Origin of the sequence: Pantoea sp. AG1095 (assembly GCF_003208415.1) — a bacterium.
Classification (GTDB): domain Bacteria; phylum Pseudomonadota; class Gammaproteobacteria; order Enterobacterales; family Enterobacteriaceae; genus Pantoea; species Pantoea leporis.
Map to the genome: position 1 here is coordinate 106,659 of NZ_QKMJ01000005.1, position 11,999 is coordinate 118,657.

Sequence of the window (11,999 nt, forward strand, 5' to 3'; positions counted from 1 at the left end):
TAACTCCAGAAAACAGGCGCCAGACGACGCCTGTTTTTATTCTATTAATCGCAATGATGTGATAATTATTCAGATAAATAATGAATATCTAAATCCTTCAAAGCTGTAATATCGAGAGACATTACGCCGTCCACTGCAGAACTCTTAATATCCGCATCAAAAATCATATTACTCAAAATGCTTTCATCAATATTATTGAGTAATGCAGATTCTTCCTGCGCTTCATTGAATAACGTGTCACCGTTTGCCGAGAGCAGCTCAGATAATTCAACATGGCTAAGTAAATCTGGGAAGAGATCGCCCGGATCGATGGGTTCTGGTGGAAGCGTGTCGATCTCAACTTCAAATGCTTCGGTTTTGGCTGTTACTACGCCCTCAGCATTTTTAAATGCCGCTTCAATCTTGTAAACATCATCAGATAACTCTGGCGTGGCGATACTCCACTTCCCGTTCTCATCTACGACAGAGGAGAGGTAATAATGGTTATTGCTTCCACTGAGCCAGATATAAACAATATCGCCCGCGTTGCCGGAGCCACCCACAAAAATCGTTGAATCATTCACCGCATCGCCGTTAGCAATAGGCTGTTTACCGATGAAATACTTTTCGCCGTTATCCAACATTTCATCACGATACACGTCGTCAACCGCGCCAGTTACCGGTACATCGGGATTCGGAATCACTTCCTTGCCGGGATCAATAGGGTTATTCGGATCGTTAATTTCGATAATGACTTTTTCTGAAGGCGCAGATTCATTACCTGCTGGATCCATTTCAATAATCTGGAATTCGTGATCGCCATTACCAATGGCTTTTTCTGGGGTGAATTGCCACTTTCCTTCGTCGTCTACAACGGTGCTGCCGATAACCTGGCCGTTATCAATGATTTTAATGATGTCGCCTTTTTCACCGATGCCAGAGAAGGTTGGCGTGCTGTCTTGCGTTTCGCCACCATTTTCAATCAACTTACCTTCATCATCAGCGATGGCACCAATGCCTTTATTTTCTGGTGCTACGGTATCAACCTCGATAATCCAGGCTTCGGAAGGTAGCGATTTATTCCCGACTTCATCCACGACGACGATGCTGAAATCATGTTTACCCTCTGACAGCGTCGGGCTGGTGTAGGTCCAGTTACCCTCGCTGTCTACTTTGGCAGTGCCCAGCAACTGGCCATCTTTCCAGATTTCAACGGTAGCGCCCGCTTCGGCTTTACCCGCCAGCGTCGGCGTGTTGTCTTTGGTGATGCCATCTTTAACGATCTCTTTCGGCGGATTCACGCTGTCGTCCACCATGCTACCAATGGTGCCCTTGGCAGGGGCGGTCAGATCGATAACGAAGCTCCAGGCCTCGCTTGAATCGCCTACTACGCCACTTTCATTGCGTTCACGTGTGGTGATGCTGTGGCTACCGGCGCCCAATGCTTTACCAGGTGTAAAGGACCACGTGCCGTTTTCACCAACCGTGGTTTCACCAATTTTTGTGCTGCCATCCCAAATTTCAATGACATTCCCTTTGGTGCCCGTGCCGTTCAGTGTCGGCGTGGTGTCGTCGGTACGGCCGCCTTTCGCGATCAATCCGGTAATGCTGCCCACGTCGTCATACTGGCCGTTAACTACCGGGACGTTTACATTGCCGCCGCCGCTGTCGCCGCCACCTTTACCGCCGCCATCACCGCCGCCATCACCGCCCTTCCCGTTGTCCCCACCATTTTGATCGCTGCTGCCGTTTTCGTGAGCGTTTTTATCCTGATACTGCTCTTTGGCTGCCACGTAGCCCAGGCCGGCGGCCGCAGCGATAGCCGCCAATCCGCCTAAAGCGATCAACGCCGGGGACCATTCAAATCCTGAGGCCAGCATGAAACCAGAATCGGTATCAACCGTGCTCTCTCCAAGCGCTAATGCGGTGGTTTCGCCATCAGCCAATGCGGCAGCATCGTGATCGGCATCACCATCGGTAGCGACGTATTCATGCATGGCGCCATCTTCAGCTTTACCAACTAAAGCACCTGATTTAGCAAAAAAGTCTTCGATAATCAGATCTGGTTCGCTGGCGTCGGATCCTTCCAGCATCACCAGCAAATCTTTCCCGACACGCTTAACGGTAATGTTTTCTGGTGCAACGCCGTCATTACCCTGGGTCAGCAAATATTTGCCGTTGGTAATAGCCTGAACTTTTGCAGCTTTACCGTCTTTACCTACACGCAATGCTTCCGCTTTCGTTATTGTTTTTTTATCAATAACCGCAACACTCACGGGCGAAACGTTCATGTTTAATCCCTTCCGTACATTAGATTTTGATTGTGCGATTGCGTACAAGCGCAACAATCTCCCTGGCTTAACCCACCTGTGCGGGCTCAAAGTGAGCGACATAATCGGGAAAGAGAGATTTCCGAGACATAAGAAACGTCCCGTTAGGAAAGAAAAAATTTCCCAACATTGACAGAAAAGTTATTAGTTAATTAACTATATGAATTAAAGCCTTTTTATGAATAAAGATATGAAGATGAAGGGTAAATAATCGAGCAGGAACAAGACTATAACAGATGATTTTCCTGAATTTTTTCGCGTAAAAAACTCAGAAAACAGGTAATGCGCGAGGTAAGGGATTGATTGCGATAATAGACCGCGTGGATGGGTAAACGCTGTTCACGGGTTTCCGTTGCCAAAACCTGTACCAAACGCCCACTCTCGCGATCTTCACGGCTGACAAAATCGGATAAACGTACGATACCTTGCCCAGCTAAAGCCAGTTGACGCAATGTTTCACCACTGGAGGCGGACAGCGTAGGTTTGATACGCAGGAACTCGCCTTCGCGCTGCCAAACCGGCCAGACGTTGTGTACATCAAGTTGACTGAACCCCAACAGCTGATGGTTCGCCAGTGCATCAACGTTTTCCGGTACACCAAACTTTTCAAGATAATCTGGGCTGGCTAACAGGCGTATGGCGCTGCTTCCGAGCACACGCGCACGCAGCGTCGAATCGCGCAGCTCGCCGATGCGAATGGCGATGTCCGTTTGCTGCTCCAGCAGATCGATCACAATATCGTCGGTGTTCAATTCCAGCTGAATCAGCGGGTAGCGCTGACGAAACTCCGCCACCAGCGGCACAATGACGTGCAGGGTAAAAGGCGTATTGGCATTGACGCGTAAGCGTCCAGAAGGAATGTCCCGGCGCTGCGCGATCAGTTCTTCCGCCTGTTCAACCGACGCCAGAATCTGCCGCGCATGATCGAGAAAAATCAGCCCCTCTTCGGTCAATGCCAGGCGACGCGTGGTGCGATGCATTAAGGTGGTTTGCAGCTTACCTTCCAGCCGGCTAAGCGCACGGCTCACGCCAGAGCTGGTTTGATCTAACTGCTCCGCAGCTGATGTGATTGATCCGGTATCCACCACCGCGACCCAGGCACGTAACTCTTCCAGTGTTATTTTCAAATTCCCATCCTTAAAGATCGAGACCTGTCTTAGCGCGGTTTCTGACACTTTTGGCTTAAATTACGCCACTTTATTCGCGGCAGGATATCACAATGCGCCATAAACCTCGGGTGGCTAACGATTTACGTCAGCAACAAGCGGTAACCCAGTTGCTGAAGCAAGGGCGACAGGAAGAAGCCTGGCGTAAGATTCGGGCACACCTGACGCTTGCTCCCTACGATGGCTGGTTCCTTCATGAAGCCGCACGGCTTGCACGGCGCAACGGCGATCTGGATACGGCGCAGCGCTATTATCAGCGGGCGCTAAAACTTGCGCCAAAAGATGCGGGATTACTCAACGGTCTTGGCCTAACCCATTATGACGCCGGGTGCTGGAGCGAGGCGGAAGCCTGTTATCAGGCTGCGCTGCAATCACATATGGGCTATGCCGCCTGTCACAATAACTACGCTATTTTGCTGCATAAACAGCATCGCTATCACCTTGCTTTAGATCAGTATCGATTGGCGCTGCAAAGCCAGCCAGATTATACCGAAGCCCGCTATGGCATAAGTACGTTGCTAGCGCACATGGGCCAGCTACAAGAAGCAGAAAGTCAGATGCAGCAAGTGCTGCAAGTGCGTGACGCCGATCAACGTTGCCGAAATTCGCTCGGCATGGTTCAGCTACAACAAGGCAACTTCGCTGCTGGCTGGTCTAACTATCAGGCGCGTTATGCGCCCGATAATCCCGATCGCTTCTTTACCTTACCGAAACTCCCTATTCGCTACTGGCAAGGAGAGGATCTGCGCGGCAAAACGCTGTTGGTACGGACCGAGCAAGGCATGGGGGACGAAATTCAGTTTTGTCGTTATCTCACACGCGTTAAAACTGAAAAGCATGCGGTAAAAGTGATCATGCTGGGTAGCAAGTCCTTAAAATCATTGATGGTTACGCTGCCGCACCTTGATAATTATCTGACACGGGAAGATGTACAACACACGTTGCCAGCGGCAGATTACTGGTGCTCTCTACTGGATTTACCGCAGCACTTCCTCAACTCAACACAGCCCTTTAGCGCGCATCATCCCTATCTGTTTAGCTCTGCAGAACAACAGGCGAGGTGGCCGATTAAGGGGAACGGGAAAAAAATTGGTATCGTATGGAAAGGCTCTCGCGGGCATAAGAATGATAGCCAACGATCGCTTGCGCACCTTTCACAGTTTGCACCTTTATTTGACCTGCCTGATATCAACTGGATTAGCTTGCAAAAAGGTGCAGGTGAAGAGGAAATCGCTGACTTTCCACACATACAGCCGCTTGGTGCCCAATTCACTGATTATCAGGATACCGCCGCGGTCATTTCACAACTGGATTTGGTGATTGGTGTAGATACGTCGGTGATTCACTTAGCGGGGGCGATGGGGATACCTTGCTGGGTATTACTTCCCGCCTGGGCGCGAGACTGGCGCTGGTTGGAAAATCGCGATGAATCGCCGTGGTATCCGCAAATGAGATTGTTTGGGCGCGGGCAGGATGAAGAGTGGAGCACGGTTATTACGCGGGTTAAACAGGCATTACAGCAGCAATAAAACAGGGACGCCGCGGCGTCCCTGTTTTTTTACACTTCGAGGTCGGCTAAATCGCCTTTCTCTTGCAGCCAGTTGCGGCGGTCTTCCGAGCGTTTCTTCGCCAGCAGCATGTCCATCACGCGTAGGGTTTGATCGACATCCTCATCACTGATCGTCAATTGCACCAGACGACGCGTATTCGGATCAAGCGTGGTTTCGCGCAGCTGCAGCGGATTCATTTCACCCAATCCCTTGAAACGCTGCACATTCGGCTTACCTTTCTTGCGCTTCAACTGCTCCAGCACGCCCTCTTTCTCATCTTCATCCAGGGCGTAATAGACTTCTTTGCCGAGATCGATGCGATACAGCGGCGGCATCGCCACGTACACGTGGCCGTGTTGCACCAACGTACGGAAATGCTTCACAAACAGCGCGCACAGCAGCGTGGCAATGTGCAGACCATCGGAGTCCGCATCCGCGAGGATACAGATTTTGCCGTAACGCAGTTGGCTCAGATCTTCGCTGTCAGGATCGATACCGATCGCCACTGAAATATCATGCACTTCCTGTGAGGCCAGCACTTCGTCCGAAGAGACTTCCCAGGTATTGAGGATCTTACCTTTCAGCGGCATGATCGCCTGATAATCACGATCGCGCGCTTGCTTGGCAGATCCGCCCGCAGAATCTCCTTCGACGAGGAACAGCTCGGTTTTGTTCAAATCTTGTGCGGTGCAGTCAGCCAGTTTGCCCGGCAGCGCCGGGCCGCTGGTGAGTTTTTTACGCACCACTTTCTTCGCGGCGCGCATGCGGCGCTGCGCGCTGGAGATCGCCAGCTCCGCCAGCATTTCAGCCGCCTGCACGTTTTGATTCAGCCACAGGCTGAAGGCATCTTTGACCACCGCGGAGACGAATGCCGCACACTGACGCGACGACAGGCGCTCTTTAGTCTGACCGGCAAACTGTGGATCCTGCATCTTCACCGACAGCACATACGCACAGCGATCCCAGATATCTTCGGCCGACAGCTTCACGCCGCGCGGCAGAATATTGCGGTATTCGCAAAACTCGCGCATGGCATCCAGCAAGCCCTGACGCAAACCGTTGACGTGCGTGCCGCCTTGCATGGTTGGGATCAGGTTAACGTAGCTTTCTGTTAGCAGCTCTCCGCCTTCCGGCAGCCACAGCAGCGCCCAATCCACTGCTTCCACATCGCCTGCAAAACTGCCTACAAAGGGTTTTTCCGGCAGCGTGGGTAAGCCGTCAACCGCTTCACACAGGTAATCGGTCAGGCCATCCTGATACATCCAGGTTTGTTCGGTGTCGTTGACCTTGTCTTTAAAAACAATTTCAACGCCCGGACACAGCACGGCTTTGGCTTTTAACAGATGTGATAAACGAGAAACCGAGAAACGCGGGCTATCAAAGAAGCTTTCATCTGGCCAGAAGTGCACGCTGGTACCGGTATTGCGTTTACCGACGGTGCCGGTAACCGTAAGATCCTGCACCTTGTCGCCATTTTCGAAGGCAATCTGGTAGATTTCGCCGTTACGTCGCACGGTAACTTCCACGCGCTTCGACAAGGCGTTAACCACCGAGATCCCGACGCCGTGCAAGCCGCCTGAGAACTGATAGTTTTTGTTGGAGAATTTGCCGCCCGCATGCAGGCGACAAAGAATCAGCTCAACCGCTGGCACGCCTTCTTCCGGATGGATATCCACTGGCATGCCACGACCATCATCAATAACTTCCAGCGACTGGTCGGCATGAAGAATGACTTCCACGCGTTTAGCGTGACCGGCCAGCGCCTCATCGACGCTGTTATCGATCACCTCCTGGCCCAGGTGGTTCGGGCGCGTGGTATCGGTGTACATCCCCGGACGACGACGCACCGGTTCAAGGCCGGTCAGGACCTCAATGGCATCGGCATTATAGCTTGATTGGCTCATCGTAAATGTCTGATTAGCAATAGGAAAATGGCCCCACTTCGCAAGGTCACTGGGCGTTTAATCCCAGAAAATCAACGATCTGTGCGAAATGGCGTTCGAATCCGATATAGGCATGATTGCCGCCCTCTTCAACCGTCTGGCGGCATGCGCTGTAATACTCCAGCGCCTGGCGATAATCGAGTATTTCATCGCCGGTTTGTTGCAGCAGCCAGAGTAAATCGGGCGCTTCAAGAGGGTCAATCTGCATTACTTTCAGATCGTAAATGTGGCGAGACTCTAACACATATTGCTGGCCGGTGTAGGGATTACGGTTTTCGCCGAGGTAATCCACTAACAGCTCAAACGGCCGTACGGCGGGATTAACCACCACCGCTGGCAACATAAAACACTGCGACAGCCAGGTAGCAAAATAGCCGCCCAGCGACGATCCCACCAATCCCAGCGGTTCACCGGCATATTGCATCACCAGATCTTCCAGCATGCTGGCGGCTTCAGACGGAAACGTCGGTAGTTGTGGCACCATCACATTGATATGCGGATGCTGTTCGTTGAGCCACTGCTGCAGCTGCGTGGCTTTCGCCGATTGCGGGGAACTGTTGAAGCCATGCAGATAAATCAGCGCCGCCATTGCTTAGTAGCCCTCAGAATCAAGATCGGGGCGGAACATGTCACTTTGCAGGCGGTTCACTTCGGTCTGCAGCGTGCCGTCGGGCTGCAAGGTAAGCCAACGCCAGCCCGGCGCCAGCGTATCAATGGTGAAGTTAGTGCAATGCGGTTTGAACTGGACGCAGGTTGATGGTGAAGCCATCACGCGGCGACCATGCCAGTCGAGATCGAGCTCCTGATGAATATGGCCGCACACCAGATTGCGTGCGCGTGGGAAGTGCTGCAGTACCGCTTCCAGCTGATGCGGATTGCGCAAGCTGTGCTGATCTAACCAGGTACATCCGGAAGCCAGCGGGTGATGATGCAGAAGTACCAAAGTGTGGCGTTCTGGGTACTTGCTAAGTGCGGAGTGTAGCCACTCCAGCTGATATTCACTCAACATGCCGTGTGGCACACCAAATACCTGGCTATCGAGCAGCACCAGTTGCCAGTGATCGCCCAAAAGAACGTGCTTGTCAGATTTGATGCCCGCGTCGGCCAGCGTATCCACCATTGCCGGCTGAAAATCGTGATTTCCCGGCAGCCAGACGCAAGGTTTTGGCAGACGATTAATGCCTGCTACAAAGTGTTGGTAAGCTTCGACGGTGTGATCCTGAGCGAGATCGCCAGTGGCGATAATCAGATCATACTGACGCTGTTGTACTTCAATAGCATCCAGTACCGCATCAAAACTCGACCAGGTATTTACCCCAAGCAGCGATTGATGTTTTCCGGCAAAAAGATGGGTATCCGTGATTTGTAAAATCCTGATATCAGACCCATCTTGCGCAGGAAGAGTTAGCAGGCTATCCAAAGCGTTTCCTTAATCTCCACGCCATCGTTGCGTTTTTTACGCTATCAGCAAACCGGTACTGCCACAGCGCCATGCGCTAAGCAGTAACGCAACCAATCCGCAAGGAACTGGTTAATCTGATGTTTTTCATCGCGCTGATGCAGTTTTTTATTAGGATAATCATAGCGCGCTTTAAATCGGTAGATCTGTTTAGTGGAACACACTTCAGCGACCATCGCATCATGGTAGAGCCGCACCGACATAGAAGGCAGGCTCCAGTAACTCACGGCGGGCGCCACCTGACGCACTTCCACCAGCGTGGTGTAACGCGTCGATTCTTCGATGGTGAGCTGATAGCTGGCGCCATTCACCTGATAAATCACCGATGCGCCTGCCTCGTCATTACGCGGCAGCAGGCGACGCAGCTGGGCGAAATTGGTTTCGCACAGGCGCATCATTTCGGGAAAGTCAGGGGTATAGCGCTGTTTCATTTTAGCTTCCACTCTTGTCGTAGTTTTTCATGGTGCAACGCCAGCCATTGCAAGGCGATGACAGATGCCGCGTTATCAATAATCCCCTCTTCCACCCAGCGATAAGCTTGTTCGCGGCTCACCACATGGACAAGAATATCCTCATTCTCTTCCTCCAGCCCGTGATTTCCCTCTGCCTGGCTGGCATCCACTTCACCCACCAGCACCGATAAACGTTCAGACGTTCCGCCGGGGCTGGCTAAGTAATTCACTATCGGTTTGACGCGGCCAACCTTAAGGCCAGCCTCTTCTACCGCCTCACGTCGTGCGACATCTTCTGGTGTTTCGCCAGGTTCGATGATGCCAGCCACCATTTCCAGCAGCCAGGGCGTTGGGCTGGAATCGAAAGCGGGTATGCGGATCTGTTCGATCAGTACCACTTCATCACGCAAGGGATCATAGGGTAGCAGCACGGCGGCGTGTCCGCGCTCAAAAACTTCGCGCACCACTTCACCACTCATTTCGCCATTAAAACGACGGTGGCGGAAACGGTAGCTGACGATGGAAAAAAAACCATCGTAACGCGTTTCGCGTGCAATAATTTCTACATCGTTTTTTGTGAAAGTCACAGGGGATTTTTTTTCACTCGCCATCGTCTGATTCCTTATGCAGATTGGGATGGAGCAAAGAAAAGCCAAGTCTACCGCTCCGTCCGAGTGGTTCTTTTTGAATTATTTACGTAAATTAGGGGAAGAAGGCACGTTCAGCCAACTTATCTCTGACGCCGCCTCTGTAGAATCGGCGATTATTTTTTTGGCTTACCTGCAGCACTACCAGTGCATTTTGCTGCAACAAAAGGAATGCAAATGAAAAAACTGCTCCCACTTTTTATTGGGCTGACTCTGGGCGGATTCAGCCTTGCCAGCCAGGCAGAAAACCTGTTGCAGGTCTATCAGCAGGCGCGCCTTAGCAACCCCGATCTGCGATCTTCAGCCGCTAACCGCGACGCTGCATTTGAGAAAATCAATGAAGCGCGTAGTCCTTTATTGCCGCAGTTAGGCTTGGGCGCAGATTACACTTATAACAATGGCTACCGTGACAGCAGCGGACTTCATTCCAACACGACCAGCGCCTCTCTGCAATTAACTCAAACTATTTTCGATATGTCGAAATGGCGTGCGCTGTCGCTGCAGGAAAAACAGGCTGGTATTCAAGATGTTACCTATCAGGTTGCTCAGCAAGACCTGATTCTTAACACGGCGACTGCCTATTTTAACGTGTTAAAGGCAATCGACACGCTTTCTTACACCGAAGCACAGAAACAATCTATCTACCGCGAACTGGATCAAACCACTCAGCGCTTTAACGTGGGTTTGGTCGCGATTACTGACGTGCAAAACGCCCGTGCACAGTATGACACCGTGCTGGCTAACGAAGTGACCGCACGTAACAACCTCGATAATGCGGTGGAATCGCTGCGTCAGATTACCGGCATGGATTATCTGTCGCTGGCTTCATTGAATATCGATCGTTTCAAAACCGCGCGTCCAGATGCTGTTGCCAGCCTGCTGAAAGAAGCGGAAAGCCGCAACCTGACCTTGCTGTCTGCGCGTCTGAGCCAGGATCTGGCGCGTGAACAGATTCGTTCAGCCGAAACCGGCCACATGCCGACGCTGGATTTGACCGCCTCAACCGGTATGTCGAATAGCAAATATGGCGGCAGTCGCGCCAATCAGAGCGCTGGCAGCACCGATTCCATCACAGGTTCTAACCAGGTTGGCTTGAGCTTCACCATGCCACTTTACAGCGGCGGCTCGGTCACCTCGCAGGTGAAACAAGCGCAGTACAACTATGTCGCGGCCAGCGAACAGCTGGAAGGCGCGCATCGTAGTGCGGTTCAGACGGTACGTTCATCATTCAATAACGTGAATGCCTCTATCAGCAGCATTGATGCTTATAAGCAGGCCGTTGTCTCTGCACAAAGCTCACTGGATGCGATGGAAGCCGGGTATCAGGTCGGTACGCGTACCATCGTTGATGTGCTGGATGCGACCACCACGCTGTTCAATGCTAAACAGCAGCTTTCTGATGCGCGTTATAGCTATCTGATCAACCAGCTGAATATCAAATATGCGCTGGGTACGCTGAACGAGCAGGATCTGCAGCAGCTGAACAGCACGCTGGGCAAAGAGATCACCACGACTCCTGAAGTGGTGGCGCCGGAGAATAACCAGCAGGCCGCGCGTGTGGATAACGGTCCGAAAGCTTCATCGCCTTCAACTGCCGCACAAGCCCGTCCAGCTGCCGCACGCAGCAGCGGAAATCCATTCGGTAATTAATTCCCCAGGGGGCCGTATGCGGCCCCTTTCGCATTCAATCGTATAGCTACGTAAAGATCCTTTCCCCATCTGGCTTCGCGCTTCATTTTCCACCGCTCATCCCCTATCCTTACCCCACCTTTGGGCACAGGATGAAAATAATGAAACGGACGAAAAATATTCGCCATGCCGCTTTTCGTAAAAGCTGGCAGGCACGCCACTTAACGCCAGTCGCCTTTGCCGTTAGCGCAGTGTTTATGCTGGCAGGCTGCGAGCAGAGTGACGAAACGGTGTCGCTCTATCAAAACGCGGATGATTGCGCCAAAGCCAATCCAGGCCAGAGCGCGCAATGTACCACTGCGTATAACAACGCACAGAAAGAAGCCGAACGTACCGCGCCAAAATACGCTACACGCGAAGATTGTGTGGCTGAGTTTGGTGAAAACCAATGCCAGCAAACGCCTGCACAAGCGGGTGTGGGCACCACCGCAAACAATGCTGAAGCTCAGCAAAGCGGTAGCTTCTGGATGCCGTTGATGGCCGGTTACATGATGGGACGTATGATGAGCGGCGGCGCAGGGTTTGCCCAGCAGCCCCTGTTCTCGCCAAAAAATCCGAACAGCCCGGCAAACGGTAAATTTGTTGATGCTGCGGGTAAAAACTACGGTAATGCCACATCGGGCCGCACCATCAACGTGCCGAAAACAGCAATGGCGCCGAAACCCGCGACCACTTCCACCATTACGCGTGGCGGCTTTGGTGACAGCGTGGCAAAACAAAACACCATGCAGCGCAGCAGTGCTTCTGGCACCGGCAGCCGCTCGCTGGGAGGCTAAGCCGCAGC

Annotated in this window: 11 protein-coding genes; 4 read left to right on the forward strand and 7 right to left on the reverse strand. The window is 52.2% G+C overall.

The genetic code is table 11. The features are described 5' to 3' along the window. Positions 1-65: 65 nt before the first annotated feature. Both DEU53_RS12535 and DEU53_RS12540 read right to left on the reverse strand, forming a co-directional pair. On the reverse strand, positions 66-2,270 hold the full coding sequence (locus tag DEU53_RS12535; protein ID WP_110867303.1) for an Ig-like domain-containing protein: 2,205 nt from the start codon (positions 2,268-2,270) through the stop codon (positions 66-68). Between the two features lie 266 nt (positions 2,271-2,536). After that, positions 2,537-3,436, reverse strand: coding sequence for a LysR substrate-binding domain-containing protein (locus tag DEU53_RS12540; protein WP_101763001.1), 900 nt, complete (start codon positions 3,434-3,436; stop codon positions 2,537-2,539). A 92-nt stretch (positions 3,437-3,528) separates the two neighbouring features. Here DEU53_RS12540 and DEU53_RS12545 point away from each other — a divergent pair, with 92 nt between their 5' ends. Then, the gene (locus DEU53_RS12545; protein WP_110867304.1) at positions 3,529-5,004 is read left to right on the forward strand and encodes a tetratricopeptide repeat protein; all 1,476 of its coding nucleotides are present in this window, start codon (positions 3,529-3,531) and stop codon (positions 5,002-5,004) included. Positions 5,005-5,033: 29 nt separating this feature from the next. Here DEU53_RS12545 and parE read toward each other — a convergent pair whose 3' ends face one another. The 5 genes from parE to nudF are packed head-to-tail and all read right to left on the reverse strand — an operon-like array spanning position 5,034 to position 9,490. After that, positions 5,034-6,929, reverse strand: a complete 1,896-nt coding sequence (gene parE / locus DEU53_RS12550) for a DNA topoisomerase IV subunit B (RefSeq protein WP_110867305.1) — start codon at positions 6,927-6,929, stop codon at positions 5,034-5,036. A gap of 46 nt (positions 6,930-6,975) precedes the next feature. Continuing rightward, a complete protein-coding gene (yqiA, locus tag DEU53_RS12555; protein WP_101762998.1) occupies positions 6,976-7,557 on the reverse strand; it encodes an esterase YqiA in 582 nt (193 codons plus the stop codon). Positions 7,558-7,560: 3 nt separating this feature from the next. Further along, positions 7,561-8,388, reverse strand: coding sequence for a 3',5'-cyclic-AMP phosphodiesterase (gene cpdA / locus DEU53_RS12560; RefSeq protein WP_110867306.1), 828 nt, complete (start codon positions 8,386-8,388; stop codon positions 7,561-7,563). Between the two features lie 44 nt (positions 8,389-8,432). Further along, entirely contained in the window at positions 8,433-8,858 is a 426-nt protein-coding gene (locus DEU53_RS12565; RefSeq protein ID WP_008103400.1) for a DUF1249 family protein, read from the reverse strand. After that, on the reverse strand, positions 8,855-9,490 hold the full coding sequence (nudF, locus tag DEU53_RS12570) for an ADP-ribose diphosphatase (RefSeq protein ID WP_110867307.1): 636 nt from the start codon (positions 9,488-9,490) through the stop codon (positions 8,855-8,857). The genes DEU53_RS12565 and nudF overlap by 4 nt, the downstream gene beginning before the upstream one ends. A gap of 13 nt (positions 9,491-9,503) precedes the next feature. On the opposite strand from nudF, the gene DEU53_RS12575 reads away from it, so the two are divergent. The 3 genes from DEU53_RS12575 to DEU53_RS12585 all read left to right on the forward strand — a co-directional run bounded on the left by DEU53_RS12575 (position 9,504) and on the right by DEU53_RS12585 (position 11,991). Further along, positions 9,504-9,707 carry a hypothetical protein gene (locus tag DEU53_RS12575; protein WP_008103404.1) on the forward strand — a complete coding sequence of 68 codons (204 nt, stop codon included), beginning with the start codon at positions 9,504-9,506 and terminating at the stop codon, positions 9,705-9,707. Then, positions 9,704-11,176 carry an outer membrane channel protein TolC gene (tolC, locus tag DEU53_RS12580; RefSeq protein ID WP_110867308.1) on the forward strand — a complete coding sequence of 491 codons (1,473 nt, stop codon included), beginning with the start codon at positions 9,704-9,706 and terminating at the stop codon, positions 11,174-11,176. Before DEU53_RS12575 ends, tolC begins: the two co-directional genes overlap by 4 nt. Before the next feature lie 140 nt (positions 11,177-11,316). Continuing rightward, a complete protein-coding gene (locus tag DEU53_RS12585; protein WP_061720467.1) occupies positions 11,317-11,991 on the forward strand; it encodes a DUF1190 family protein in 675 nt (224 codons plus the stop codon). Positions 11,992-11,999: the final 8 nt, after the last annotated feature.

Coding starts and splice junctions, on each gene's coding strand:
- DEU53_RS12535 (WP_110867303.1), bottom strand. CDS start 2,270: ATGAACGTTTCGCCCGTGAGTGTTGCGGTTATTGATAAAAAAACAATA.
- DEU53_RS12545 (WP_110867304.1), top strand. CDS start 3,529: ATGCGCCATAAACCTCGGGTGGCTAACGATTTACGTCAGCAACAAGCG.
- parE (WP_110867305.1), bottom strand. CDS start 6,929: ATGAGCCAATCAAGCTATAATGCCGATGCCATTGAGGTCCTGACCGGC.
- yqiA (WP_101762998.1), bottom strand. CDS start 7,557: ATGGCGGCGCTGATTTATCTGCATGGCTTCAACAGTTCCCCGCAATCG.
- DEU53_RS12565 (WP_008103400.1), bottom strand. CDS start 8,858: ATGAAACAGCGCTATACCCCTGACTTTCCCGAAATGATGCGCCTGTGC.
- nudF (WP_110867307.1), bottom strand. CDS start 9,490: ATGGCGAGTGAAAAAAAATCCCCTGTGACTTTCACAAAAAACGATGTA.
- DEU53_RS12575 (WP_008103404.1), top strand. CDS start 9,504: ATGCAGATTGGGATGGAGCAAAGAAAAGCCAAGTCTACCGCTCCGTCC.
- tolC (WP_110867308.1), top strand. CDS start 9,704: ATGAAAAAACTGCTCCCACTTTTTATTGGGCTGACTCTGGGCGGATTC.
- DEU53_RS12585 (WP_061720467.1), top strand. CDS start 11,317: ATGAAACGGACGAAAAATATTCGCCATGCCGCTTTTCGTAAAAGCTGG.